The sequence below is a fragment of the Pyrobaculum sp. genome (genome assembly GCF_049971835.1).
In the GTDB taxonomy this organism is placed as follows: domain Archaea; phylum Thermoproteota; class Thermoprotei; order Thermoproteales; family Thermoproteaceae; genus Pyrobaculum.
Genome location: NZ_JBMFKV010000425.1, coordinates 1 through 514, shown reverse-complemented (window position 1 = coordinate 514; position 514 = coordinate 1). Strand labels below are relative to the sequence as shown.

Below are 514 nucleotides of genomic sequence, written 5' to 3'. Positions count from 1 at the left end.
CTTCCAGTTCCCGCTGCACCGCGCGCGCGTCGCGGCCGTGCTTGGCCGCATGCCGGCTGAGCACGCGCCCGGCCCCGTGGCAGACGCTGCCAAAGCTCTCCCGCATCGCCCCCTCGCAGCCGGCCAGCACCCAGGAGGCAGTGCCCATGCTGCCGGGAATCAGTACCGGCTGGCCAACGCCGCGGTAATCGGCAGGAATTTCCGGATGGCCCGGCGGGAAGGCGCGCGTGGCGCCTTTGCGGTGGACCAGCACGTCCACGGTGCGGCCATGGTATTCGTACTTCTCACGCTTGGCGATGTTGTGGCAGACGTCATAGACGAGACCCAGCCGGACGTGTTTGCCAAACACCTTCTGGAAGGACCCGCGGACAAAATGCAGCATCGCCTGGCGGTTGGCCCAGGCGAAGTTGGCGGCCGCGCGCATGGCTCCAAGGTAGCGTTGACCTTCGGGAGAGTTGACCGGTACCGAAACCAGTTGAGGATCCGGAAGCTCGATGCCGTACTTCTTGGCCGC

1 protein-coding gene is annotated in these 514 nt (G+C 66.5%); it reads right to left on the bottom strand.

What is annotated here, in order from left to right; translation table 11 throughout:
• A partial coding sequence (locus ACP5J3_RS15080; RefSeq protein WP_428496418.1) for an RtcB family protein occupies window positions 1–514 on the bottom strand: 514 nt, incomplete at both ends.